The sequence below is a fragment of the Lysinibacillus sp. UBA6686 genome, assembly GCF_002455205.1.
Taxonomy (GTDB): Bacteria; Bacillota; Bacilli; order Bacillales_A; family Planococcaceae; genus Lysinibacillus; species Lysinibacillus pakistanensis.
The window spans coordinates 24,562-48,976 of record NZ_DKJS01000083.1; the positions used below are offsets into that span (position 1 = coordinate 24,562).

At 36.6% G+C, this 24,415-nt stretch carries 18 protein-coding genes and 1 pseudogene; 11 read left to right on the top strand and 8 right to left on the bottom strand.

Annotated features, from left to right (window positions below):
- Nucleotides 1-20: 20 nt before the first annotated feature.
- Nucleotides 21-977, bottom strand: coding sequence for an ABC transporter substrate-binding protein (locus tag B2R82_RS22500; RefSeq protein WP_286927180.1), 957 nt, complete (start codon nt 975-977; stop codon nt 21-23).
- 63 nt (nt 978-1,040) lie between these two features.
- Here B2R82_RS22500 and B2R82_RS22505 point away from each other — a divergent pair, with 63 nt between their 5' ends.
- The 5 genes and pseudogenes from B2R82_RS22505 (at nt 1,041) to B2R82_RS22530 (ending at nt 6,471) form a co-directional block, all read left to right on the top strand.
- The gene (locus B2R82_RS22505) at nt 1,041-1,253 is read left to right on the top strand and encodes a hypothetical protein (protein WP_286927181.1); all 213 of its coding nucleotides are present in this window, start codon (nt 1,041-1,043) and stop codon (nt 1,251-1,253) included.
- A pseudogene (locus tag B2R82_RS24060) lies at nt 1,250-2,442 on the top strand (MFS transporter). Before B2R82_RS22505 ends, B2R82_RS24060 begins: the two are co-directional and overlap by 4 nt.
- A gap of 129 nt (nt 2,443-2,571) precedes the next feature.
- A complete protein-coding gene (locus B2R82_RS22520; RefSeq protein WP_286927184.1) occupies nt 2,572-3,570 on the top strand; it encodes an AraC family transcriptional regulator in 999 nt (332 codons plus the stop codon).
- A 298-nt stretch (nt 3,571-3,868) separates the two neighbouring features.
- On the top strand, nt 3,869-5,437 hold the full coding sequence (locus tag B2R82_RS22525; RefSeq protein ID WP_286927186.1) for an AraC family transcriptional regulator: 1,569 nt from the start codon (nt 3,869-3,871) through the stop codon (nt 5,435-5,437).
- Between the two features lie 101 nt (nt 5,438-5,538).
- The gene (locus B2R82_RS22530) at nt 5,539-6,471 is read left to right on the top strand and encodes an ABC transporter substrate-binding protein (RefSeq protein ID WP_286927189.1); all 933 of its coding nucleotides are present in this window, start codon (nt 5,539-5,541) and stop codon (nt 6,469-6,471) included.
- A 393-nt stretch (nt 6,472-6,864) separates the two neighbouring features.
- On the opposite strand, the gene B2R82_RS22535 is transcribed toward B2R82_RS22530, so the two are convergent.
- A complete protein-coding gene (locus B2R82_RS22535; RefSeq protein ID WP_286927190.1) occupies nt 6,865-7,893 on the bottom strand; it encodes a serine hydrolase domain-containing protein in 1,029 nt (342 codons plus the stop codon).
- A gap of 315 nt (nt 7,894-8,208) precedes the next feature.
- Nucleotides 8,209-9,432: an MFS transporter gene (locus B2R82_RS22540; RefSeq protein ID WP_286927192.1), complete on the bottom strand. Its 1,224-nt coding sequence runs from the start codon at nt 9,430-9,432 to the stop codon at nt 8,209-8,211.
- A gap of 224 nt (nt 9,433-9,656) precedes the next feature.
- Between B2R82_RS22540 and B2R82_RS22545 the strand changes: the two genes are divergently transcribed.
- Nucleotides 9,657-10,604 carry an ABC transporter substrate-binding protein gene (locus B2R82_RS22545; RefSeq protein WP_286927194.1) on the top strand — a complete coding sequence of 316 codons (948 nt, stop codon included), beginning with the start codon at nt 9,657-9,659 and terminating at the stop codon, nt 10,602-10,604.
- Between the two features lie 57 nt (nt 10,605-10,661).
- On the opposite strand, the gene B2R82_RS22550 is transcribed toward B2R82_RS22545, so the two are convergent.
- The 4 genes from B2R82_RS22550 to B2R82_RS22565 all read right to left on the bottom strand — a co-directional run bounded on the left by B2R82_RS22550 (nt 10,662) and on the right by B2R82_RS22565 (nt 14,100).
- Nucleotides 10,662-11,615: a helix-turn-helix transcriptional regulator gene (locus B2R82_RS22550; RefSeq protein WP_286927196.1), complete on the bottom strand. Its 954-nt coding sequence runs from the start codon at nt 11,613-11,615 to the stop codon at nt 10,662-10,664.
- 140 nt (nt 11,616-11,755) lie between these two features.
- The gene (locus B2R82_RS22555; RefSeq protein ID WP_286927197.1) at nt 11,756-13,153 is read right to left on the bottom strand and encodes a nucleoside recognition domain-containing protein; all 1,398 of its coding nucleotides are present in this window, start codon (nt 13,151-13,153) and stop codon (nt 11,756-11,758) included.
- Nucleotides 13,125-13,850: a FeoB small GTPase domain-containing protein gene (locus B2R82_RS22560; RefSeq protein ID WP_286927198.1), complete on the bottom strand. Its 726-nt coding sequence runs from the start codon at nt 13,848-13,850 to the stop codon at nt 13,125-13,127. Before B2R82_RS22560 ends, B2R82_RS22555 begins: the two co-directional genes overlap by 29 nt.
- Nucleotides 13,837-14,100 carry a FeoA family protein gene (locus B2R82_RS22565; protein ID WP_286927199.1) on the bottom strand — a complete coding sequence of 88 codons (264 nt, stop codon included), beginning with the start codon at nt 14,098-14,100 and terminating at the stop codon, nt 13,837-13,839. Before B2R82_RS22565 ends, B2R82_RS22560 begins: the two co-directional genes overlap by 14 nt.
- Nucleotides 14,101-14,568: 468 nt before the next feature.
- Here B2R82_RS22565 and B2R82_RS22570 point away from each other — a divergent pair, with 468 nt between their 5' ends.
- From B2R82_RS22570 to B2R82_RS22585, 4 genes are read left to right on the top strand one after another with little or no spacing between them, the layout of a single operon-like run.
- The gene (locus B2R82_RS22570; RefSeq protein WP_286927200.1) at nt 14,569-15,075 is read left to right on the top strand and encodes a phage tail protein; all 507 of its coding nucleotides are present in this window, start codon (nt 14,569-14,571) and stop codon (nt 15,073-15,075) included.
- A gap of 12 nt (nt 15,076-15,087) precedes the next feature.
- The gene (locus B2R82_RS22575; protein ID WP_286927201.1) at nt 15,088-15,588 is read left to right on the top strand and encodes a phage tail protein; all 501 of its coding nucleotides are present in this window, start codon (nt 15,088-15,090) and stop codon (nt 15,586-15,588) included.
- A gap of 19 nt (nt 15,589-15,607) precedes the next feature.
- A complete protein-coding gene (locus B2R82_RS22580; RefSeq protein WP_286927202.1) occupies nt 15,608-16,132 on the top strand; it encodes a phage tail protein in 525 nt (174 codons plus the stop codon).
- 45 nt (nt 16,133-16,177) lie between these two features.
- Nucleotides 16,178-21,124 carry an S-layer homology domain-containing protein gene (locus B2R82_RS22585; RefSeq protein ID WP_286927203.1) on the top strand — a complete coding sequence of 1,649 codons (4,947 nt, stop codon included), beginning with the start codon at nt 16,178-16,180 and terminating at the stop codon, nt 21,122-21,124.
- Nucleotides 21,125-21,441: 317 nt separating this feature from the next.
- Here B2R82_RS22585 and B2R82_RS22590 read toward each other — a convergent pair whose 3' ends face one another.
- Complete coding sequence (locus B2R82_RS22590; protein ID WP_286927204.1) at nt 21,442-22,743, bottom strand: hypothetical protein; 1,302 nt, start codon at nt 22,741-22,743, stop codon at nt 21,442-21,444.
- A gap of 441 nt (nt 22,744-23,184) precedes the next feature.
- On the opposite strand from B2R82_RS22590, the gene B2R82_RS22595 reads away from it, so the two are divergent.
- Nucleotides 23,185-24,414 carry an EAL and HDOD domain-containing protein gene (locus tag B2R82_RS22595; protein ID WP_286927205.1) on the top strand — a complete coding sequence of 410 codons (1,230 nt, stop codon included), beginning with the start codon at nt 23,185-23,187 and terminating at the stop codon, nt 24,412-24,414.
- Nucleotide 24,415 lies beyond the last annotated feature (1 nt).

Genomic DNA, 24,415 nt, shown 5'->3' on the forward strand with positions numbered 1-24,415 from the left:
GAAATGTCTCTTGCTTTTATTTATTTTTTTAGCATATTTGGTAGTTCAGTTAGCAGCCATTCTCTAGTTGAGGCATCACTATCAGCTTTTCGAATGTCAATTGTGTAAACATGCCCATTTTTTACAGCAGGGAGCCCCTTCCAAATGGGACTTTCCATCATTTCCTTTGTAGACTGTTTCGCTTCATCAGGTACTGGCGTAAGGATGAAAATTCGATCTCCTGCATACTCAGGAAGAAGCTCTGTGGAGATTTCAGCAAATCCTGTCCCTTCATCTAGGATTTGTTGTATGTTGTCGCCAGGCTTTAAGACATTGGAGTCGTAAAGAACCTGTGAAAGACCTGCACGTGCCATCACAAACAGTCGATCCCCAGGATAGTAGGTTAAAACAGATGCCGTTTCATTTTCTTTTAAAACTCCTTCGCCAACTAAGGATTTCCACATTGTATCTGCCTTCGCTTTATAATTGCTGAGCCATTTTTCTGCCTCTTCCTTCTTGTTTAATATATCTCCAAGTTCTGTTAAACGCTGCTCTAAAGGTGCAAAGGTATCGATTACAATGGTTGGTGCCACTTTAGATAGCTGTTCATAGATCTTTTCATCTGAAGTCGCAACAATAATAAGGTCTGGTTTCAGCTCAAGAGTTTTCTCAATATTGATTGGGAAACCGACATCCTCTACATTATGTACTTCTTTCTCCCATGCATAATCAGTAATCCAGGAGAAACCTGCACCTACTGTTTGCGCATCTAATGCGATAATATCACCATAGCCCTCGCCATGATAAATCACTCGCTTTGGTTCTAGTGGGATTTCCACCTCATGATTTAAATAATCTTTATAAACACGTACATTGCTTTCAGCCGGTTGTTCTTCCTCTTTTTTTGCTGTTTCATTTTTGGAGCTACAAGCAGCAAGTACTAATCCTAAAGTTAGCAATACGCTACAAAGGAGCATATATTTATTAAACGTTTTCATACCTAGTCCTCCGAAATAGTATTTAATAGATAATGAGAATCATTATCGACATAAGTTAGCATAATGGAGCAAGTTAACTTTCACAATGGAGAAATGAAAGAAGCTCCATTAATTTTTATCCAAAATTTAATTGATGATCATGTAGGTTTAGGAAGTAAAATCCGTGTAACCGTTAAAATATCCGCCAATTGGTGGAGAACGATATTTAAAAAGATTAAACTAACCATGTTTTTAAATGATAATAATTATCAAAGAAGAGAGGATGAAGGGAAATGAGAAATTTTTGGCTGTTTGTTACAACTGGCATGTTATTGATTGTCACAACGACAGGGTTTGCACGTATGGCCTATGGTATTATCTTACCCTTTATGCAGCAAGGGCTATCACTGTCAACAACACAATCCGGGCTACTTGGAACAATGCTCTTTCTAGGTTATTTGCTAACAGTAGGTCTTTCGGGAATGCTATCAATGCGCATTGGTGCAAAAAATGTTCTGCTCGTTGGAGGATGCCTTGTTATTTTAGGCTTGGGTGGTCTAGTATTTGTCACAGGCTTTTGGTGGTCGGCTATCACTTTGTTCTTAGCAGGGGCTGGAAGTGCATTCGTTTATACACCTCTACTATCGATAGCTGTTAGCCTGTATCCAAAGAAACGAGGCACAGATCGGAAGAGCNNCGAGGCACTGTGATGGGACTGTTAATGAGCGGAGCTGGTATTGGGATGCTATTTTCAGGCTTACTCGTGCCATTTATGCTACAGCAATTTCCAGAGCTAGGTTGGAGGGGTGCCTGGTTAATATTCGCAATCATGACCATTGCAGTAGTGTTGTTAGCGTTTTGGGTGATAAAACAACCTCAGGCTACAGCTGAAAAGGCTACTGCTGGAGATAGTAACGTTGCTTGGCGAAGTAAGGAGTTGTATATGATTGCAGGTATGTATTTCGCTGTTGGACTGGTCTATCTTATCCCTAATTTATATCAGACAAGCTATATGAAGGAGCTTGGCATCTCAACTGCTACAGCAGGCTCTATTTATGCAATGGCAGGCATCGTTTCTATTGGAGGAGCTCCATTTTGGGGAATGTTGGCTGATAAAATCGGTGTAAAAAAATCTTTAATAGCAGCATTGCTGTTTTCTGTTATAGGAGATCTCCTGCCTATTATGCTAGAAAATACAGGAGGGTTTATCTTATCCTCCATCATATGGGGCTCTTCACTTGGCGGAGTTCTTGTTTTGATTCAAATGAAGGCTAGCCAACAGGTGTCACCTTCGTATGTAGCATCTGCCATAGGTTTTATTTCCATTTTCTATGCGGTTGGTCAAATGATGGGACCGGGAATTGCTGGTTGGCTAATCGAGTATGCAGGAGGTTTTAAAATGGCTTATGGCTTTGGTGCAGTCGTTTTCCTTTTCACACTACTTTTGACAACTGTTCTTAAGGGTGAAAATATACAGGAACGCTAAAGCACCCAGTGGATTTCACGTATTTACGCTAGGACATAATTGATAGCTAAAAGTCAATCTGTTTGCTATACTTTGGTTAAATATTGATAATCATTCTCAATAAAGAACTGAAGGATGGTGACAACCTCAATGAAAGTTGACTTTCATCAAAATTTTAATCATTTTTATCATGCATTCGAAATACTGAATCTGCAGGAAATACCACAAGATTACATGGCTTTTCAGTCAAGTGTAAAAGATGGAGCTATTCATCGACTTAGCCCTCGTCAGGATTTGGAAGTGGTCGTTTCTGATTATTCATTTTACAAAGAGCATCGAATGGATATGCTTACAGCCAAGCCTATGGTAGAAATTAGCTTCTGTCTACAAGGAACAAGGGAAGTTCAGGTTTCGGGTTGTGCCTATGAAATAACTGCAGGAACATGCTCATTACAATTTATTGAACAAGTAGAGGCAAGTTTTTTATTCAAAAAAAATGAATCCTATCAAATGGTTGGTATTGGTATTCCAGTTTCAACCTTTAATCATTATATGGATAAGATAGATGGTATCGGTGAGAATTCTTTAAATTTTCATAAAGTCATTAAAGGGACCTCCTATCGCCTGTTTCAGGAAAAAATTGATGCTATTGATACGCTTATTTTAAAACAAATGTTGCATGCTATTGCTGCTAAAAAAATGACAAATTTAGAGCTTGAATATACAGTTTTACAACTGATAATGAGAACATTTCAAACTTTTCTCAGCCACCCTATTAATCAAACGGAATTCTCATATAGTGATAGGGAAAAGATACGTCAAGCACATGCTATTATAATTGAAAATATGATGAATCCACCATCCTTAATGGAATTGTCGCGTTTAATCGGATTAAATGATTTTAAATTAAAAAAGGGCTTTAAAGAAATGTTTGGCACAACAGTGTTTGGCTATTTACGTGAGAAACGCTTAGAGAAGGCTAGTTATTTACTACAAAATGGCTCAATGAATGTAACAGAGGTTGCCAATGCAGTGGGCTATTCCAATCCAAGCCATTTTGCTGAAGTGTTTAAGGGGAAGTATGGAATAAATCCTAGTGAGGTATTAAAGAACTTTTCTCAGCCTTTTACCGAGAGGAACAATCTATGAAAAACGTAGAAGATCAGCTAAAAATAATGGGAGAAGAGTGACTTTTGGGTGAAAGATATTCGCTAGTTTCGATTGTTGTAGGATGAGATTTCCCAGTCTTATAAAATGCAAACTAATGCTTTTCTCTGTTTTTAAAAAGGAGGAGCTGAGATGATACTATTGAATATTATTAATTCTTTAGAAAGGGATTAAACATAATTCATAAAGATGCCTAACTAGTTTGCTTTTTTAAATTCTACTTCATTATAATGAAAATGATAATCAATATCGATTTGACGTTTTAGGAGGATAGAAAAAGATGTCTATAGCAAATAGCCTACTTTCCCATATTTTTTATCAGCCTATACAAATAATTCATTTAGAAGATATGCTAGATACCTATAAACATTCATCTCCATTACCATGTATCATCATCGTTTATGATGGTAGTGTTAGCTATACTCTTCAAAATCAGCAAATTGAGCTTCACGCTAGAACCATAATGTTTTGGGATCATATCAGTAATTTTCATATTCCCAATAATAGCAATGTGAATGGAATAGTCATCGAGTATCGCCCGTTTGGAGTAAGAGAATCCAACTTATTTCAAGAAATCTCCATGATTCAAGATTGTTCCTATAAGATTATGAGTCTGGCATTGGAAATAGAGAAGGAAGAAAAGGCTATTAAAAAAACGCACCCATTCCGCCTACAGAAATTATTCGCTGACTTGTTAGAGACGATTTATACCGAATTAAATGAATCTATACAGCAAAAAGAAGAATCATGGATTGAAATAGCACTAGCATATATTCATTTACATTTTCAGGAAGAATTGACGCGTGAACAAATGGCGAAAAAGGCTCAGGTGAGTCCAGAACATTTTTCGCGCACATTTCTTAAGCATACCGGTTATCCATTTACTAAATACTTAACTTTACTAAGAGTCCGTGAATCCCAAAAAAAGCTATTGATTGAAATGCCAAAATTGGATGACCTTGCGCGAGATGTTGGCTATCGAGAAGGTACCTATTTAAGTAGGAAATTTAAACAGCTCGTTGGTGTATCGCCTTCAGTTTACAATCAAAAATCGAAACGTGTTGTTGCCCTGAACACAAATCATACAGCATGTTTATTAGCTCTTGGGATTATGCCTGAATTAGGTGTATTTTCACCGTATATTGAGAGCTTAAAGCCTGTTCCTCCTGTACATAAGCTAAAAGGCTATGAGTATGATGCTGCCACAATTTATGCAGAAATTATAGCAGCATGTCCAGACGTCATTATTAACTATACTGGTGAAAGAGAGAGAAAAGCATTACTTTCGTTGGCACCTGTATTCGAGCTTCCGTGTATGCAGTTTAGCTGGCGAGAACAATTTCGCCTTATCGCAAGCATTGTTGATAAACAGGATTTAGTTGAAGAATGGCTTTATCAATATAATGAACAGTTAGCGGACTATAATCATATCCTTGATCGACGGATTGGTCAAAGAGGTACTGCAATTGTCTGGGAGATAGGTAGCCATGCAGCCTATTGTCTAGATAGTAGCTATGGTAGGGGGAGTCAAATATTATATGATGATTTAGGATTTAGTCGACCGAATTCGATTGTTGGACAAAGTATTAAGAAATCTGGTTTTTTTCCAGCAGAAATAGAAGAGCTTGTTTATTTTCCAGCAGATCATATTTTTATCACGGCTACTCCTAAGCAAGACTTTGAGAAAAAACGTCTTATGCAGTTGCTACACTCAGAACAATGGCGGTCTATGGAGGCTGTACGCAGGAAACAAGTGTATTTTATCAATCAGTATGAGTTATTTTATGGATATGACCCATTGTCAACAGCCGCTCAGCTGAAAGAATTGATGAGAGTATTGACATCATAAAAGTACATGGCGATAGATCACTTTCATGCATGGACATTTATAGTATACTCTTCTACAATAAATGAGAATAGTTATCATTTACGTTGTATGGAGGGATAATATTGCTTTTACAAAGAAGAAAAATCATTGCTTCACTTTTTGTTGGATTACTGCTTCTATTAACGGCTTGTGGAAATACGACAACCCCAGCCACTAAAGAGAGTGAATCAGCAGATACAAAAAAGGTACAAACTATGAATGGAGAAATTGAAATTCCCATAAACCCTAAGCGTATCGTTGCTGAAGAATATATTGCTACTTTAATCGTGTTAAATGTAAAGCCTATTGGTGCACCTGGATTAACACTTGAAAATTATTATTTAAAGGATGCTTTAAAAGGGGTTACGAGCATTGGCACCTATGGGAAGCCATCCACAGAAAAAATTATAGGCTTAAAACCAGATTTAATCATTACAGGCAATGGAGATAATTATGAGGCGTTAAGTAAAATTGCTCCAACCGTTGTGATTCCTTATGGTGAATTAAAAGATGCACATGAAGAACTTACATACTTTGGTCAATTACTAGGCAAGGAGCAGGAAGCAAAGGAATGGTTAGCGCAGTATGATCAAAAAATTGCTGATGCTAAAGCACAGGTAGATGCGATAATATCAGCAGATGCAAGCTTTTCAATAATTGAAGATGCGGGCAAAAAACTGTATGTTTATGGCGATAACTTTGGTCGTGGTGGACAGCCAGTTTATCAGGCACTCGGACGAAAGCCACCTCCAAAATTTGCCGATGAAATTATGGAAAAGCAGTGGACAGAGATTTCAGAGGAGATGCTAACAGAATACGCAGGTGACTATATTATTTTGACTGCCGATACTCGGACGCTTGAGGATTTCAAGAAAGATCCAATTTGGAGTAGCCTACCAGCAGTAAAAAATGATCACCTTTACATCTGGCCTGAGGAACGTTCTTGGTATTACGATCCAACTGCTGTCCTTGCTCAGGTTGAAGAATTAACCAAATGGCTTACAAGTAAAAAGTAAGAAAATGCTACTTCCTTTTTTTATAAAACAGGGAAGTATTTTGCATATCATATGAATAGGTGGTATCTTCGTATTAAAAAAATTACAATGGTTTAACCCATCCTCTCATCACGAATGGGGATTAGGCTTTAACCGAGATCCTTATTTTGTCATTTGTGTAGTTGCAAAAAGTAAAAAGTTAATGCATAAACAAATAAATGACTATGATGAGATTCCTAGTCTTCAGATTTTAATAGAATGAGCAGGATAATAATGAATGGAAGCAATATTTACTTGATGACGAATAAAATTCATCAACATGTCCTTTTAACACAAAAATGAAAAGCAGACCCAAAAACGAGTCTGCTTTTTTCAATTTGGATGATCCACATGCTAGAAGCCTTAGTAGGCTAATTAAAAATGTTTACTGACTTTTGTGATTAACCGGGCGGCTACATTATGACCTACAATTTGATTAACCGTTCCTGTAAAATAAAGATCCTTTTTCGGTAAATAAAACGCAAATGCCCCAGATTGTCCCCAATGACCGATTAATCCATCTTTAAAGGAATAAAGAGAGATCGGCTGTTTTGCTATGCCTATTCCATAATAAAATTGTCCAGGAACAAAGAGGAAATTAAAGCTATTTAATAATTCATTAAAATCACTTTTCGGAAAAAGTTTACCGTTAAAGAATGCTCTTACAAAAATCATTGATTCCTTAGCTGTAGAGATAATACCTCCCTCTGCAGGTATAGAAGACATGTATTGAGGAATATGGAGTTGTTTAGATTTGTAATTTAATGGCAGGGGTTTTGAATCATTGCTATCCTCATAAACATAGGTATGCTTAAGATTTAATTCATCAAAAATAAATTCCTTAAATACTTCCTGAATTGATTTTCCTGTAATCGTTTTAATAATTTCACCCAAAATCTGATAATTCGTATCAGAATAATGTGCCTTTCCTTTTTGTCCAGGCTTAAATTTTGGTTTCATTTGTTTCACAGAATGAATTGTTTTATCAAAAGGCCAAGATTGATCCTTGCCATTTACTAATTCTAAAAAAATCTCAGAAGTAAAATAGTCTGGAATTCCTGAAGTATTAGACATCAAATGTTTGATTGTAATATCATTTGAATAGTCAATCTCTTTAAACACATGAATTCGGCTTACTACATCTTTAGAAAGATATTTTGAGATTTTATCATCTAAATTTATCTTATTTTCTGCCCTTAGCCTCAAGATGCTTGCTGTAATATATAATTTTGTGACACTTGCAAGAAAATATGGTTGATCATCCTCCATATTGCCTGCACTAGACACTTGAGAAAATGAGTTATCCCCTTTTTCTACACATAACACGACACTCACAATATTCTTTTTTTTAACTGCCTGAGCGACTAGCTCATCCAAGGTCGATTGATTGATAGCATTGTTCATTGTAAAGGCTCCTTTCTGAAAGTTTCTTTTATATACTATCTACATATACGCTTTACTCCATGAGATGTTTCATCTGAATAATTACAATGACATTTATTCGCGGATGTCACGGATTTTAAAGGGAATGAATTGTGCGGGCATAATTCAAAATCCGGACGCATTGTTTATCTGTAGCGAAAGCGAAGCGTCAGCAACAATTACGCCAAGGCGAAATTGATTGACAACGACAAAATAAAGATGATAAAAGAAAAAAGCTGCTTACTAGTTTTTTAATTACTAGAATGGCAGCTTTTTTGAATGAAAACGATGAAATAATTATACAAGAGATGCTTTGTTATCACTTGCCTCTTTCTTTGTAGTATGGTTAATGACTAAGCCCTTATGTGAGGAATATACAAATATAATTAGTAGGAGACTGATTGCAATGCAAATCCAATAAGGTGTATCTGGATGTATACGATATAACTCTGTCCCAACAATTGGTGCAACTAATGAACCAATTCCAGTAGCAACTGCTGTTAAACCTCCAGCTGCTCCCTGATTTGCCTTTCCAGCTACCAGGGAAATGCCCGCTGTATAACCTGACATTAGAAAACCTCCACCAATACCAAATAGCATAAAGGCAATAACAAATCCAGCTAAATGATTCCACTCGATTAATAGGACAAACCCAAGTAGAAGTATAGGCAAACCGATACGTACCAGCCTACGTGGTGAATACTGTCGTTTTTGAATAATAGTCATTTGCACAAGTGCCATCATGATACCAACGGCAAACATACCAATACCTACCCAGACTGCTGTTTTCTTAGAATCTAATGAAAATCGATCCTGTATAAAAAATCCAGATGTTACTTGAAGCATAACAATCATTGACATAACACTCGTAGCAATAAATAGATAGGGACGAAGACCACTAGTTGTTAATTTAATTTTATTGCGTTTATTGGCAATTACAGTCGACTCTGTTTTAGGGATTTGTATGGCTATCAAAATGACAGCGATTAATGCAAGGATAGCTGTAATAATGACGGGGAAAATTAGATTAATTGTTGATAGGAGTGCTCCTAGGGCAGGGCCAATAATAAAGCCAATGCCTGTAGCTGCACCTATCATCGCCATACCTGCTGGTCTTTCTTGTACAGAAGTGATATCTGCCATCAATGCCTGTGAGGATGCTGAAATTGCTGGGAAAAAGAAGCCAAACATAATCCTCGAGCTGAGTAATAGGAAGAACACGACATTGATTGGTAATAAATCCTTCATCCCCATCCATCCTAAAAAGGCGAAAAAGGCTAAACTAAATGAGAAACCAACAAATCCAATCACCATGACCTTTTTCCGACCTATCCGATCACTTTGTATTCCCCAGAAAGGAGCCGCTAGTAATAATACTAAGGCAGCGATAGAAATAACAATTCCAGCGTGTCTTTCCTGAAGCCCTATCTCTCGAATTAAAGGTGCAAGAATTGGGATAATAACCCCGAATCCGATATAACAAATAATCATTGAAAAAAAAATTACTTTTTTAGGTTGCAAGTCCATTCCTCCTTTTTGATAATAATTATCAATTAAGGTAGTGGTGGTTGCCACTCAGTAAAGGATTTTCTTTAACGGTAAATGGATTTTTTAACAACAGTTTTAACGAAAAAATCCGTCTACTAGTATAAATAATCCCGGAAATGGTAGAAAGAAAAAATTTTTTATATAAACTTAATAATGATATTGATTATCATTTTCAATAATTGAGGAGGAATAAATAGATGTGTAGATTGAAAAATTATAAATATATTTTTGCTTTTCTCTGTTTACTACTGATGGTGACAGGATGTGCTAAGAAAACAACAGAAGTAGATAGGAAAGGGGCTTCTAATTCTACAGTGGAACAGACTCAGTATCCAAAAATAATTCACCATTTAGAAGGCAGTACAACTATTGATAAAAAGCCCGAAAGAATTGCAACACCCTACATATCCTTTGTAGATTATTTAGCTGTTTTAGATGTATTTCCAATTGCTGGTCAAGGGATTGGTACTATTCAGAAAAATTTCCCTTACTTAAATGAGTTAATAAAAGATCATACGATTATAGATCTTGGTCAGGAAGTAGATATTGAAAAGGTACTTGCTGTTAAACCAGATTTGATTATTGCGGCAGAGGATATGAGCGGCAAATACGAACAATTATCTAAAATAGCTCCAACAGTGATTTTGCCACAAGCTGGCGATTGGAGAGAAACATTAATGCAAATTGGTGAAATTGTTGGAGCTGAAGAAAAAGTAAGAAAAGTACTAGTAGATTTTGATGAAAAATCGGCTAGGTACAAACAAGAACTTAGTAAGCATAGTAATGAAACTGTATTGTTTACAATGTACCAGGGGAAAGAAAATTTTGTCACATGGGATATAGAAAGATTTGAACCCTTTTATAATGGACTAGGATTAAAGCCAGTTCCAGAGGCTGAAAAAGGGGGAACCATAAGTCTAGAAGGTCTAGGTAAACTAAATCCAGATCATATTTTCGTTGTGAATAATTGGCAAACACCAATTGCAGGTGGTGTTGAAAAAGATTTGGAACATAGCGCCGTTTGGTCAAGTTTAAACGCAGTTAAAAATAAGCAAGTTTATTACTTAGATGATCCATCTTTACCTGGTCCATTAGCTGTTGCCAAAATAAAAGGAATTGAAGATATTTATAATGCATTAAAATAGTACAATGTAAAAACCCTCTCAATTATTGGGTAATATTGGGAGGGTTTTTAAGGATGACTATTTTTCATTTTTTAATATTTCACTAGGGTTATAACCAAATGTTTTACGAAATAATGTAGCGAAATGACTTAAATTTTGATAGCCAACCATTAGCGCTGTTTCACTGACATTAGCTTTTCCTTGTTCTAAAATATTTCGTGCTTCAAGCATCCGCAAATTTCTAACATAGCTGAAGACCGTTGTACCAAATAATTCTTTAAACCCGTATTTTAATTTGTAGTCATTTAAGCCAATCTTTTTCGAAAGTGCTAAAATGCTGGGAGGATTTCTCCAGCAATTATTTAAAATCTCTTTTGCATGATAGAGAGCATGAATATCAATTTCATTAAGCTTCGTGGCGGCTTTCTTCTTATTCTCTTCAAGCTCTATTCCGTTTAAATGAAGGGTTAACAATTCAAGTGCTTTCCCCTCTATATAAAGCTGTTTCAGCATGCCAGTATAAGGACAATTCTTTATTTGCTCGATTAGTCTATGAATGTAAGAGGGATTGGATATTTGCTGACAAAAAAACGATTGCTCAAAAAGATGTTTATTTTCTGCGATTAATTGTTTGAAGTATCTTAAATCTAACCGTAATTCCATCATGACTACTTTTTCCTTCGGCGTCAGCTCTGAATATATTTTCGTGTTTTGAGCAAATAGAAAATTGGAGGTGTTGGCAGCTAAACTAAATTCTTTTCCATTTGTTGCCCAAAACCCATCCCCAGATAGTGGATAGAACAATTCAAGATGGGGATAACGAACGTTGCAGCTTAAAGATAGGGGCTCATTCATTTGAGCTTGAAACCAATTCATTTCCATACCTACTCTTAAAAGCTGTCTTTCAATATTACCGGAGCCATTATGGATAGGTAAACTATAGGTTTTTTGATTGGATGGCATGATCAACTGTCTGCATTCAATTTCGTTATAGAGTGAGTCTAGATTATTTGTATTGATGTTTAAATTCAATTCTTGAACGCTCCTTAAGTAATAAGATATGTAAAAAATTTCTTATTATATCCACTATAAATGAGAACTATTTTCATTGCAAATAAGAATGGTATAACTTGTAGAAACAAAAAGAAAAAAGGGGATGAATACCCCCTTTATCATACCCAGCCAAACACTCGAGCAATCGTTGCTGTTAGCCATGTTACCCCGATAGCGATAGCCGTTGGAATTAAAAATGACATAAATGTCCATTTTGGACTCTTAGTTTCTTTATAAATATTCACTAAAGTAGTTCCACATGGGAAGTGTAGGAGAGAGAAAAGCATCATATTTAAAGCTGTCAGCCAAGTCCAGCCTTGGTCGATAAATACTTGCTTAAGCTTCGATAAATCCTCAATTTCAAGCATAGCCCCCTGAGATAAATAAGCCATGATGAGGATAGGAATAACAATTTCATTAGCAGGAAGCCCCAGAATAAAGGCAGCCATAATAAAGCCATCCATGCCTAAAGCCTGACCAAATGGATCTAAAAAGTTCACAAAGTGCATTAAAATACTTGTATCGCCAATGTATATATTAGCGAAGATCCAAGTCAAAATAGATGCAGGTGCTGCAACGATTACCGCTCTTTTTAAAACATTCCATGCTTTATCGATACTTGCTCGCAAAATTGTATTCCAAAACTTTGGTCTTCGGAATGGTGGCAGCTCTAGCGTGTAATGAGTAGGAACACCCTTTAAAGCTGTTTTAGATAGTCCCCAGGATACCGTTAATGTTACAACTACGCCAAGCAAAACAAATCCTATTAAAATAGCTGCCGTCATAAATGTACCAGCTGCTCCTGTAAATCCAGTTACCATAAAGAGCGAGGCTAATAAAATAAGCGTTGGCCATCTCCCGTTACAAGGAACAAAATTATTGGTTAAAATCGCTAACATTCGTTCACGAGGTGACTCTATAATTCTAGTAGATAGAATGGCTGCCGCATTACAGCCAAAGCCCATAGCCATTGTTAAAGATTGCTTTCCATGACCACCTGCTCGTTTAAATAAACGGTCCATGTTAAATGCAACGCGAGGTAAATAGCCATAGTTCTCTAGTAATGCAAAGATAGGGAAGAAGATAGCCATTGGTGGCAGCATCACGCTAATCACCCAGCCAGTTCCTCTAAATAGCCCAAGCACTAAAACACCATGGAGCCATTCAGGCGCGTGCATTGTTTCAAAAAGGTATGTGAGCTTACTCTCTAGAAAGCCAAATAAGCTTGCTAGCATATCGGATGGAATATTTGCTCCAGCAATCGTAATATAAAAAATAGTCCCAAGCATGAGCAGCATAATCGGGAATCCCCAAATGCGAGATGTGAAAATTTCATCTAATTTATCGGATCTGTACAGAGCTGTATGCTGTTGTGACACGACCTTTTTACATAAGGATTTACTTTTTGCATAAATATCACTAACGATTTCATCTCGAATGTCCTCGTTTGAAACTTCCTTCACTTCAGCTAAAATTGCCTTTAAGGAGCTATGATTTAACACTGACTGGGACTCCATTTGTGCTCACCTCTCGCTGTCTAGTATTGTTATGATTGTGCAGCTTTACAATTAAATCCTCATCTCCGTCAAGTAAGCGAAGGGCAACCCATCTTGAGGGATATTTATCATCAAAATAGCCATTAAGTTTAGATTCTATTTTGGATATTGCTTCCTCAATCTCTCTTGAATAGGTCATACGATAAGGAGTTGTAATGATCTGCCCATTGACGAGCTGATTCAATGTATCCAACAATTGACCAATTCCTTTTTTATTTCTTGCTGATATTTTGACAATAGGGACTCCTAGCTCGCGTGCCAATTTCTTTTCATCAATCCGAATACCCTTCTTCTCTGCTTCATCTATTAAATTGATACATATAATGACATTGTTGGTCATTTCTAATACCTGTAGTGCAAGATTTAAATTTCTTTCTAAAGAAGTTGCATCAAGCACGACAATTGTTGCATCAGGCTGATCAAAAATAATATAATCTCTTGCCACTTCTTCATCTGTCGAATTGGAGAATAGAGAGTAGGTTCCTGGTAAATCCACAAGTACATATTGTTCACCCTTGTGTTCAAAGAAGCCTTCAGCATGAACAACCGTTTTTCCTGGCCAGTTTCCCGTATGCTGTTTCAATCCTGTTAATGTATTAAACAATGTACTTTTGCCTGTATTCGGATTACCTGCTAAAGCTATTTTATTTACTCTCATTTTGTTCCTCCCTCACAATTACGCCCAAAATCTTAGAGCTTTCATCATTACGTAAAGCAATAGTCGTATTACTAACACGGTATGCGACCGGATCTCCTAAAGGACTTTTGCGAAGAACCGAGATTTCGGCTCCTTTCACAAAGCCTAAATCTAATAATCTTCTTCTTAAGGGACCCTCGATATTTATTTCCTTTATTAAAAAGCAATCGCCGAATGAGCATTTTGAAAGTGATGTTAAGTTTTTAGTCATGGGCAGTTTTTGTTCCCTTCTATAATAATATTTCCTTAATTATATATTGTTTCTTTTAGGAAACTTTATTTAAGCATATGCCCATAATATGACTAATGTCAATGATTTTCTAAATTTTTTTGAAGGAGGCAAATGGTAAGAGACGTTCCCCTGCAATTTAAACCTTCGATTCTTATAATAAGGTACAGATTTCCCTATTTATAATGGTTTTTTTATATAAAGAACACATCGAATTAAATGAATTTTGCTTATGGTATAGCCCAGTTTTAAATTTTAATAGACGTAATATCTTCATCTAAATTTAGAAGTAATAAATGATTCTTATAAGCAACAAAATTGTATTGAGATGTTGAATTAGATGATAGGTAAATTAATCTATTTTGGAAAAAATCTATTTTTTTAACCTATTTTTAACCTTGAAACCGTAATGTGTTAGGTAAAGCAATGTTTTTTGAAGGAGGTTTAAGAATGGATCAATTTGTCGGAGAAATTCGATTGTTTGCTGGGGATTATGCGCCAGATGGCTGGGCCCTTTGTAATGGTCAACTACTATCTATTTCCGAAAATGAAATACTTTTTTCTTTGATTGGCACAACGTATGGGGGAGATGGTCAAACAACCTTTGCATTACCCAATTTTCAAGGCAGGGTTGTGGTACATCAAGGACAGAATCCAACGACTGGCACTACCTTTGTCAATGGTCAAATGGGAGGAGTGGAATCTGTCACATTAATCTCATCACAGCTTCCTGCACATACACATCAGGTAAAAGCTTCTTCTCTTGATGGCACAACACCTAGTCCAGAAAATGCTGTTTGGGCAAAAGATATACAATATTCGACACAGCCACCAAATGGCACAATGAATGCCGCCATCGTTTCAAGTGTTGGAGGAAACGCTGCTCATGACAATATAATGCCATTTTTAACGATTAGTTACATTATTGCCCTTTACGGTATTTATCCAACGGAATAGGAGGTATGAAGAATGAGTGAACCATATGTAGGTGAAATTCGATTGTTTGGCTTTGGGACAGTTCCAAGTGGCTGGGCACGATGCGACGGTCAAGTATTGCAAATTAATACAAACCAAGCGCTGTATTCAATTTTAGGAGCAACGTATGGTGGTAATGGCTCCTCGACATTTGCATTACCTGATTTAAGGGGAAGAGTTCCAGTTCATGTAAGTAAGAGTATCACACGTGGACAAAAAGCAGGGGAAGAGGCACATGTATTAACAACTAATGAGATGCCGACTCATACACATATTGTTAATGGTAGTTCAGAAAGCGCTACGTTGAAAGTGGCTTCTGGAAACGTATGGGGTACATCCACTAATAATATTTATTCTGTCAATCAACCAAATACTAATATGAACACGCAAGCTTTGTCAACATCAGGAAATTCACAGCCACATCAAAATATGCAACCATACAGTGTCGCTAATTACTGCATAGCTTTAGTCGGAATTTTTCCATCAAGAGATTAGAAAAAAGGAGGTGGGCAAAGTGTCAGAAGCATATATTGGAGAAATTAGAATATTTGGCGGTAATTTTGCGCCAAAAGACTGGGCTTTGTGCGATGGCCAGATAATAAACATTGCCTCGAATAGTGCATTATATGCTATTTTGGGTAACAGATATGGAGGAGATGGAAAAACAACGTTTGCTTTACCCAATTTAAATGGTAGGGCAGCGCTTCATCAAGGAACAGGTGTAGGATTAACACCAAGAAATGTTGGAGAATCTGGGGGTTCAGCTACTGTTACATTATTAACCACTCAAATGCCTAGTCATAATCATATTGCTACTTGTAACAATACTCAACCATCAAATAATGAGCCAACTGGAGCAATATGGACCGATCAACAAGGGAAAGGCTCTGTTCCTCTCTACACGTCACAAGTAAATAAACAAATGAATCTAATGACGATGGATGTAGCTGGGGGAAGTCAACCACATAATAATATGCAACCATATTTAGGGCTAAACTTTATTATTTGTTTATATGGGGATTGGCCTCCTAAGGGTTAACGATTCATTAAATGAAGGGTGTGGAACCAAGAAGGAGAATATAGAATGGGAAAAAAGATATTAACAATAACCCTGTGTTTGGTGTTAGTCGTTTTTAGTCAATTGGCAGGAATAGGGTTTGTGTCACCTTTAAAAGTAGAGGCAGCCGCTTGCGATTCTCCCGATTTCCCGAAGTGTATACAGGATTTAACACAAGCTTCGTGGAAAGATGACACAAATAATGGCTTTGTAGTGAGTGGTATTCCTGGTGATGATGGTATTAATATATTCAAGTATAGCAATGGATCACAATTTCCAGCTGGTTACTATTTTGATGCAGATGAATATTCACCACCAAAATCAATTAGAATTTCTGCTGGAGAAAGCTTTGCAGGTGGGATCTTCGATTTAAAATCAATAAAAATTAATACTATTAATAAACATCTTGAAAACGATGCATTGTCCTTAACAATTCAAGGGTATGATGGAGCAGGAAACCCAAAAGGAAATCCTGTAATTTTTAAGACAGTTGCAAATCATGAACCTATCTATGAAATTCCTATTAATATAGAGGGTATCAACTCATTTGTCATTACTGCGAGTGTACAATTTATACCTACTGTACAGGCGGGACTATGGGATTTAACATTTACTCAATTTACGATTGATATCCCAAATAATAATCCCCCGACAATTTCAAATGGTACTATTACTGCCTCGAATATTACAACATCAGGAGTACAGTTGGACTGGGCTAAAGCATCTGATGATATAACAACTCAAGAGGATTTAGAATATCGTGTCTATCAATCTAGTAGTAACAATATTGGTACGGTTAGTACAATTGAATCGAATGGTACACCATTAGGCAGCTATGTCAAAGATAGTAATTCCTTTAATGTCACAGGTCTTGCTGCCAATACTACCTATTATTTTAATGTCATTGTCAAAGATACCGATGGCAATAAGAGTGCATATATGATGCAGCAGGTAATAACCCTTGCCTTAAATAAACCACCGACATCCAGTAATGGAACCGTAAATGTAAACGAGGGTCAAGTGTATACATTTAATAGTACTTCCTTCGCTTTTTCTGATGAAGATGCTGGAGATACTTTGAAACAGATTCAAATCTCTACTATCCCAAATAGCGGACAGCTCTTTCTTGATAACAACAATAATCAGCAATTTGATGGTGGGGAAGCTATTACAAATGGTATGACAATTAGTAAGGCTAATTTAGATGCAGGTAATTTAAAATATATTACGGAAAATGGCTCTTCTTCATCTTTTACATTTAAGGTAAGCGATGGTATTGATTTTAGTACGGTCTATACGATGAATCTAGTCGTCAATGCACGTCCAGCCGTGACAATTACAACAAATAAACCTAGTCCAACAAATAGCCTTCCAATTTTTATAGCTATTGTTTTCAGTGGGTCAGTGACAGGCTTTACGGTTGGGGATATAGAAGTTACAAATGGAAATGTGACAGCGCTGTCAGGAATGGGCACCACATATACAGCCCTAGTATCACCTATTGCAGATGGAGCTGTGAAAATCAAAATTCCTGAAAAGGTTGTTGCAAATAGTGGAGGTGCATTAAATAAAGCATCAAATGAATTACAAATAATCTATGATGGTACACCCCCTACCGAAATTGACCTCAGTAATACTACTGTACAAGAAATGAAGCCTATTGGTACAACTGTTGGGACATTGACAGCAACAGATTCAGGAAGCTCGCAAACATTCAAGTATTCATTACAGTCTGGGGATAAGAGCTTCTTTACGATTGATGGAAATGTATTAAAGACAAATATGCTGTTTGCATATGATACGAAAAATAGTTATAAGATTACGATAAGAGTAACAGATGAGGCTGGCAATACGTTTGATAAGGAGTTTACAATCCAGATTACTAAAAATAATGCACCAACAGGCTCTATTATGATTAATAATGGGGCAGCATATACAAGTTCTACTAATGTGATCTTAACAATGACGGCAACTGATTTAGAAGGGGAAGCGATAGAAATGCGCTTTTCGAATGATGGTACTACTTGGTCCAGTTGGGAGTCAAAAGTATCTACGAAAAGTTGGACATTGTTAATTGGCGATGGTAGTAAAACAGTTTATATGCAACTAAGGGATACTGCTGGCAATATATCAAATACATTCTCAGATACAATTGTACTAGATACAACACCTCCAGTCATAACAGGAGTTACAAATAACGGTCTTTACAACACCAACGTAACAATCAGCTTTAATGAAGGAACGGCTACCTTGAATGGAGCTGTTTTCACAAGTGGAGCCACTGTCAGTACATCCGGAAATTATACTTTGGTAGTAACAGATAGTGCAGGTAATACGACAACCATTACATTTGTGATTGATAAAGCTCTGCCAAAAGCTGTAGAGGTGAAGATCAAATCGAATAATCTGGATCCTACAAAGGCTAAGGTAGGAGATACGATCACATTAACAATGAAAACAGATAAGAATATCCAAATACCGACAATTACCATTGCGGGGAAAACTGCAACTGTAACGGGAGCCGCCACAAACTGGCAGGCAACATATGTTATAGCGAATGGTGATTTAGAGGGAACAGCACCTTTTACCATTAACTTTAAAGATTTACAGGGCAATTCAGCAACAGAGGTAACGGACGTAACTGACGGAAGCTATGTCATAGTCGATGGTATAAAGCCAACTGTAAAGAAGGTGACAATGGCTTCAAATAATGCTAATCCAGCAGTTGCTAAGGTAAACGATGTTATCACAATCGACTTTGAGACCAGTGAGGATATTCAATCACCAAATGTAAAGATCCTAGGACAAACAGCAAATGTAAGCGATAAAGGTGATGGAGATGCTAAAACATGGCAAGCAAGCTATACGCTGAAGCCCGGAGACACAGAGGGACCAATTAGCTTTACAATTGATTATCAAGATTTAGCAGGGAATGACGGCTTACAGGTAACGAAGGTTACATCAGGAGCAATTGTGATGTTTGATAAAAAGGCTCCTGAAATAACAACCTATTTCCCAGCGGATCAGTCAATTGATGTTCAGCCTACAGATAATCTCGTGTTAACATTTAATGAAAAAATCTTGCCTGTAACTAGTAAAAACATTATCATTCGAAATGCTACGGATAACCAAATTGTCGAAACAATTGGTGTTACACAAGCAAATGTTTCTATTACTAATGAAACTGTGACAATAAATCCTCCAGTGGATTTGGCCCTTAACACCGCTTACAGCATTCAAATTGATGCAGGAGCATTTACTGATTTAGCGGGCAATGCTTATAAAGGTATTACTGATAATACTTCCTGGAATTTTACGACTAGCGTACTGCCAACATACACAGTTACGTATGACGGTAACGGAGCAGGTGGGGGTAAGGCGCCAACAGATTCGAAGCAGTATAAAACTCAGGAGACAATCACAGTACTGGGCAATATAGGTAATTTGATGAAAGCAGGCTATACATTTGTAGGATGGAATACGAAGGCTGATGGAAAAGGTGTTACCTATAAAGTTGGGCAAACGATTCAAATGGGGAAAGAAAATTTGATATTATATGCTTTATGGTCTAAAAATTTTGTACCGGAAGATGGAGGATCGTCAACTCCGAATCCTACTTCAACACCTGACCCTGTTGCACCAAGTAATCAATTAAAGGTGAATATTGTAGATCCGAGTATGCCAGACGAGGTGCTCCTACAAACAATGTTAACACGTGTATTTAGTAACGGTAGTTTCCAGGATACAGTAAACTTTACGGTTGCAAATGCAAACGAGTTTCTCCGAAAATTAGCGAATAAGGAAGAAAAAAGATCTCGACTTGTGATACCCGATATGGAACAACCAGCAAGTGAGACAAAGGTGATACTAGCTAGAGAGGCTGCCAAACGATTAATAGAGGGCAAATCACATTTTGGTATAGGTATGGGAATGGTCAAAATTGATGTTCCTTTTGCTTCAATGAATGATTTCGATGAAGATATTTATTTCCGAATTGTACCGATTAAGGATGCACTACGGCAGAAATCTATCGAGGATCGGGCTAAACAAGCAGAAAAAGTCTTACAACAGAGTAATGGCGCTAATGTAAAGCTCGTTGGTCAGCCAATATCTATTGACACAAATCTACAAAATCGTCAGGTGACATTGCTGCTACCATTACCAGCGAACATAACTTCAGCTCAACGGGAAAATATAATGGTTTACGTAGAGCACAGTAATGGAACACATGAATTAATACGTGGGCGTTTTGTAGAATTTACGAAAGGGCAAACAGGTATTGCCTTTGATGTACAACACTTTTCTACTTTTTCTTTACTATATGTAGAACAAGGACAGGAAGAAGAGCAACCAGAAAAGGAACCTATAGAGGTAGACAGAACATTTGCCTCCTATATTCAAGGCTACACAGATGGCACTTTCCGTCCGAATGCGAATGTCACACGTGCGCAAATAGCAGCGATGTTGGCAAGAAACCTTAGTGACAATGATGTACCAGAGGCATCTAGTTTATTTTATGCGGATACAGCTACTTCTTGGGCAAAAAATGACATTGAGTATATTCGAACGCAGGGAATCATGCAAGGACGTCATGATCATTCATTTGGTCCGAATGATATGATTACTAGAGCTCAAATGGCGGTTATTGCTGTGAGGTGGATTGATAAGCAATGTGTAGAAGAATCTACAGATACCCCATATTGTGAAGTGACAGCAAGTGGCGAAACATATAGTGATGTGGCTTCTACGCATTGGGCGGCAAAAGAAATCGATCGCATAAGCGCAATGGGAATAATGTTTGGCTCAGGCAATGGACAATTTAGACCTGAAGAGAAACTAACACGCGCTCAGGCAGTAAAGGTACTGAATCGAATCTTTAATCGTCCAATATTGACTGAGGAAACAGAACAAATCTTCAAGGATATACCAAAAGAACATTGGGCTTTCTTTGAGATTCAAGCCGCAGCAAAATAAGATCATTAGAATAAGCATACTAGGTGGAAAATGCCTAGTGTGCTTTTGTTTTGTCGAATACATAAGAAAATTTTAATTTTGAAGGGGGGATTGCTAAATTGATGGGAATATATGCACGATTGACTAGTATTTATGATAGATAGAAGACTATTTATGCTAATAGAATCTATGGGTATTTGCCTGTTACAAGACATCTGTGGTAGTAACAACAAAAATTATTCCATTAAAAACTTTATTGACATAATAGTTTTTCAATGACAAGAAACACGCTAGGAGAATACTGCCTAGCGTGCTTTAAATTCGAGCATAAACATCAATTAATTTCTTACAATTTGGAATGTACCAGATGTAGTTGTTTGAATATAAATTCGATTGCCATCAATTGTATAGTCTGCTGGCATTCTCTCCCCGAATTCATCGATACGGACAATGTAGGAGTTGGAAGGTATATTTTCAATAATAATTTCCATATCAGCTTCATATTTAACAGGTTTTTTATTTAATGTTGCTTGGAAATTGATACGATTCAAATTTCGTGTAACTTGAATATCCATCACGCCACTATCCTCATTTAGAAGAGTTTCTAGTGGTGGAATGATGACCGTCATATTGGCTTTAGTTGTTAGTACGTAGCGTTCTGTATCAATTTCAGAGTCTGCCACATTTATTTTAGCTTTATAGGTATTTTTGCTTTTAGTCATCTCTGTAGTTTTACCCGGTTCAGCGGCTGTATCTGATAAAGTCGGCGTTTTTGTCCCGTTCCCATTCTTTGATAATGAATATTTGCCGTTTACATAGTCTACTAATGTCCAAACATTTGGAACGAGCTGCTGTTGTACAGGTGTCAAGGCTTCAAATGCTGTTTTCACTGCTTGAACATCCTGAGCAGTGGAAGTTTTAGGTGATAAAGCTTTAATGGCATTTTCTACTTCCTTTGCTACAGTTTTATCTTTGACAACAAGTTGCTCAGCATCTAGTAAAAGCTGTTCAATCCCAGAAGGTAATGAGATGTTCGAATATTTTCGTAAAGCATTCAGCTCAGCTCGGGCATCAGCGACATCCTTATGAAAGTTCGTGCGAGACGAGTTTAATAATTTAATTTTATTGACCACTTTATCTGTAGAGGTATTCGGCAAGATAGAGGATGTCAATATTTTTTGAGTTTGTGCACTTACATAGGTTTTTTGTGCAGCATTCAAAGTATTATACCAATCTCTTGTTTCTAAGACATTTTGATAATAGTTTACAGAAGTCGATTCAACAGAAGCTAATTTTTCTTCAATTTGAGCAGCAAGCTTACGATACGCAATTCTCGTTTGTTGATGATAAGAAAGAGTAGCATAATTGGTTACATATTGTTTTTCGTTTTCATTTAAGGCGTTATAGGCTTTAAGAGCAGATTCTAACGATGTTTGGAAGGAAGCAGTTGTGTTATTGATATTTGAAATAAGCTGAATAACATTTGCGACATTCGAGTTATAATTTGCAACATTGTATATGTAGGCTACATTTGGCTGATTAGAGAAATCGGTTGCAGCAGCTGTTGTAACAGGTGTCGTATAAAGAAGTGAAGGGACTGCAACTAGGGCGAGCAATGCTAGTCTTTTTTTGTTTGTCATAATATAAGAAAACCTCCTATTGGAAAATTTTGTTAGTTGATTAGTCCTAAGTGAATAATTGGGTCTTGGATAGTTAGACAAATTTTCCATCCTAAGTTATGATGTTAAACCAATTTTATCATAGTTTAGGATTTTTTTATGTATATTTTGAGCGAATAGGTCAATAGGCTGTACGTTTTTAATTGACTTCGTGTCTTATGTACTTAAAACGCAGAAGAACTAATAGAAATATTTTAAATATGGACGGATAGAATTTGCAAAATGGCGGATAGAATGATTCAACTGAAGGATAGATTCTTAAAACTAAATGATAGTCCAACGTCTTTGTTGAATTCGTTGGGTTTGTTTAGAAACTGTATAGAATGAAATGTTAATATAGAGGTGTTACCAGATGAAAAATGTAACAATTATACATTAATTACACAAAAATGGAGGATTAAAGTGGAAGTATTTATCGGTAGACAACCAATTTTTAATCTTCAAGAACAGGTCGTTGCATATGAATTATTATATCGTAGTAAAAATGGAAATTCTTTTCCGATGGTTGATTCAGATGCGGCAACTATTGACGTACTAGTAAATTCATTTCTTTCAATTGGTATTGAAGAGGTAACAAAAGGTAAGCCTTGTTTTGTGAACTTTACTGAAAACTTGCTTATGGGCTCGATAAATGAATATTTAAATCCATCAGAGGTTGTTATTGAGATATTAGAGGATGTTCCGCTTACACCACAATTAGTAGAGAGAGTAATTGAGCTGAAATCATATGGATTTAAAATAGCATTAGATGATTTTATATTGGATGAGCATGTTCAAGTTTATGATGAACTTTTCGCCCATATTGATTATATAAAAGTTGATTTTTTATCGTCACCACTACTCAAGAGAATGGAAATTGAAAATAAAGTGAAGGAGAATTTCCCTCACATTCAGCTGCTTGCAGAAAAAGTGGAGACACGTAATCAATTTGAAGTTGCTAAACACTCAGGCTATAAGTTATTCCAAGGCTATTTTTTTGAACAACCCCAAATAATTAAAGCTACAGATATACCAGCGAATACCCTTCAATATTTCTACATTATTACTCTATTAAAGGAAGAGGAACCTAATATACAGTTACTTGCCGATAATATTGAGCGTGATCTTTCATTAACGTATAAATTATTGCAAATGATTGATAATGCTTCTAGACGTTCTAAATCCAAAGTGCGCTCTATAAAACAAGCGATAGTACTGCTTGGGATATCCAATTTACGTAAGTGGATTTACTTATTAGCCATGCGGGAAATTGATATAAATACTGATTCAGATCTTTTTAAAGAGGTAATGCGGACATCATTATTCCGTGCAAAGGTTTGTGAAAAATTGGCTAAACACTCGAATAAGCATAACTTCTCTGAATACTTCTTGGTAGGCATGTTTTCATTAATAGATACTTTACTACAAAGACCAATCAACGTAATTTTACAACAGCTACCATTTTCAGAAGACATAACGGACACAATTTTTGGTCATCAAACTGAGATGACGCCATATCTTGAATTCAGTATTGCCTTGGGGAAATTTGATTGGTCAAGCTTGGAGGAATTAGCTCCACAAGTATATATTGATCTGACAACCATTGATCTTTTATATCATGAAGCAATGGAATGGGCGGAAAAGTCATTTTAAT

What these genes read in the sequence shown, in the direction of transcription:
- B2R82_RS22500 (WP_286927180.1), bottom strand. Translation starts at nt 977, where the DNA reads ATGAAAACGTTTAATAAATATATGCTCCTTTGTAGCGTATTGCTAACT.
- B2R82_RS22505 (WP_286927181.1), top strand. Translation starts at nt 1,041, where the DNA reads ATGGAGCAAGTTAACTTTCACAATGGAGAAATGAAAGAAGCTCCATTA.
- B2R82_RS22520 (WP_286927184.1), top strand. Translation starts at nt 2,572, where the DNA reads ATGAAAGTTGACTTTCATCAAAATTTTAATCATTTTTATCATGCATTC.
- B2R82_RS22525 (WP_286927186.1), top strand. Translation starts at nt 3,869, where the DNA reads ATGTCTATAGCAAATAGCCTACTTTCCCATATTTTTTATCAGCCTATA.
- B2R82_RS22535 (WP_286927190.1), bottom strand. Translation starts at nt 7,893, where the DNA reads ATGAACAATGCTATCAATCAATCGACCTTGGATGAGCTAGTCGCTCAG.
- B2R82_RS22545 (WP_286927194.1), top strand. Translation starts at nt 9,657, where the DNA reads ATGTGTAGATTGAAAAATTATAAATATATTTTTGCTTTTCTCTGTTTA.
- B2R82_RS22555 (WP_286927197.1), bottom strand. Translation starts at nt 13,153, where the DNA reads ATGGAGTCCCAGTCAGTGTTAAATCATAGCTCCTTAAAGGCAATTTTA.
- B2R82_RS22560 (WP_286927198.1), bottom strand. Translation starts at nt 13,850, where the DNA reads ATGAGAGTAAATAAAATAGCTTTAGCAGGTAATCCGAATACAGGCAAA.
- B2R82_RS22565 (WP_286927199.1), bottom strand. Translation starts at nt 14,100, where the DNA reads ATGACTAAAAACTTAACATCACTTTCAAAATGCTCATTCGGCGATTGC.
- B2R82_RS22570 (WP_286927200.1), top strand. Translation starts at nt 14,569, where the DNA reads ATGGATCAATTTGTCGGAGAAATTCGATTGTTTGCTGGGGATTATGCG.
- B2R82_RS22575 (WP_286927201.1), top strand. Translation starts at nt 15,088, where the DNA reads ATGAGTGAACCATATGTAGGTGAAATTCGATTGTTTGGCTTTGGGACA.
- B2R82_RS22585 (WP_286927203.1), top strand. Translation starts at nt 16,178, where the DNA reads ATGGGAAAAAAGATATTAACAATAACCCTGTGTTTGGTGTTAGTCGTT.
- B2R82_RS22590 (WP_286927204.1), bottom strand. Translation starts at nt 22,743, where the DNA reads ATGACAAACAAAAAAAGACTAGCATTGCTCGCCCTAGTTGCAGTCCCT.